Raw genomic sequence first — 1,151 nt, forward strand, 5'->3', positions numbered from 1 at the left:
GGCCTGGCCCCTGGCCCTGCAGCAGGAGGGACTGCTGATCCGTCCCACCCCGGAGGAGCCCCGGGAGCTGGAGGACCTGCTGGCCCAGGCGGCGGCCGCTGGCTGGGTGCTGGCACTGCTCAAGCTGGGTGGCCGCTGGCCCTGGGTGCGGCCGCTGCTGGCCGAGCGGGGTCTGCTGGCGGACGCGTTGTTCGCCCAGCGGGTGGGCTGGCCCGACCAGCGGCTCTGCCCGGCGGCCGAGGTGCCCGCCGCCGAGGTCCCCTATTTCTCCCTGCTGCTCATCCGGCAGGGGTGGCCGGCGGTGCTTCCATGACCGTTCGCTTTTCGCCCCGCCCTTGCCGATGCCTGCCGCCGGGATGTCCGCCACCGGGATGAGCGTCACCGGGATGAGCGTCACCGACTGGTTCGCCCTGCTGCACCCGGTGCTGATCATCCTGTTTGTCTACCCGGTGGTGGGCGCCACCATCCGGCTCGGAATCCTGGCGCGGGAACGCCGCCTCGACATCAACCCCCTGCCGCCCACGGTGGGGGTGGAGCACACCGACCACGGCCGCTGGGTGACCTCGGGCGTGGTCGTGGCGGTGCTGATCGCCATGGCGGCCACCTATGCCCGTGGGGGCGCCGTCGGCGGCGGCTCCGGCGCGGCCCTGCTGCTGGCAGGAGTGGGGTGCCTGGTGAGCTGCCTGGCCCTGTGGCGGGTGAAGGGGGCCTGGCTGCGGGCCGGTTTCGCCCTGATCTGCTGGCTGGGGCTGCTGACCCTGGGCAGCCAGCCGGCCCTGTGGCACCTGGGCCGCAGTCCCTTCGACGGGGGCGTGTGGGGGTCCCACTACTGGAGCGGCGTGCTGCTCTGCGGCCTGCTGCTGTTCGCCATGGCGGCCGCCCCCGAGACCCTGCGCTCCCCCCGCATGCGGCGGCTGCACGTCAGCGCCGCCTTCCTCACCGCCCTGCTGCTGGCGGTGCAGGCCATCAGCGGCAGCCGGGACCTGCTGGGCATGGCTCTGGGGTCGTGATGTCCAGCTCCGCCCGGCGCAGCAGTTCGAGGGCACTCTCCAGGCTGGGGGCCACCATCAGCTCCCGGCGCAGCCGGGCCGCGCCGGCGAAGCCCTGGCAGGTCCAGCCCAGGTGCTTGCGGGCGATCAGCAGCCCCTGAT

General features: G+C 73.8%; 2 protein-coding genes and 1 pseudogene. 2 read left to right on the top strand and 1 reads right to left on the bottom strand.

Translation table 11 applies throughout. The features are described from left to right. Positions 1 to 313, top strand: a 313-nt coding sequence (locus tag VB737_RS16855) for an SAM-dependent methyltransferase (protein WP_500314663.1), incomplete at its 5' end; no start/stop codon positions are given. 43 nt (positions 314 to 356) lie between these two features. Next, positions 357 to 1,010, top strand: a complete 654-nt coding sequence (locus VB737_RS16860) for a DUF4079 domain-containing protein (protein WP_500314665.1) — start codon at positions 357 to 359, stop codon at positions 1,008 to 1,010. On the opposite strand, the pseudogene VB737_RS16865 reads toward VB737_RS16860, so the two are convergent. Beyond that, positions 967 to 1,151, bottom strand: a pseudogene (locus tag VB737_RS16865) (tRNA dihydrouridine synthase DusB); the annotation flags it as partial. The gene VB737_RS16860 and the pseudogene VB737_RS16865 sit on opposite strands and share 44 nt — an antisense overlap.

Source organism: Synechococcus sp. BA-120 BA3, from assembly GCF_034931285.1.
In the GTDB taxonomy this organism is placed as follows: Bacteria; Cyanobacteriota; Cyanobacteriia; order PCC-6307; family Cyanobiaceae; genus Cyanobium.

Coding starts and splice junctions, on each gene's coding strand:
- VB737_RS16860 (WP_500314665.1), top strand. CDS start 357: ATGTCCGCCACCGGGATGAGCGTCACCGGGATGAGCGTCACCGACTGG.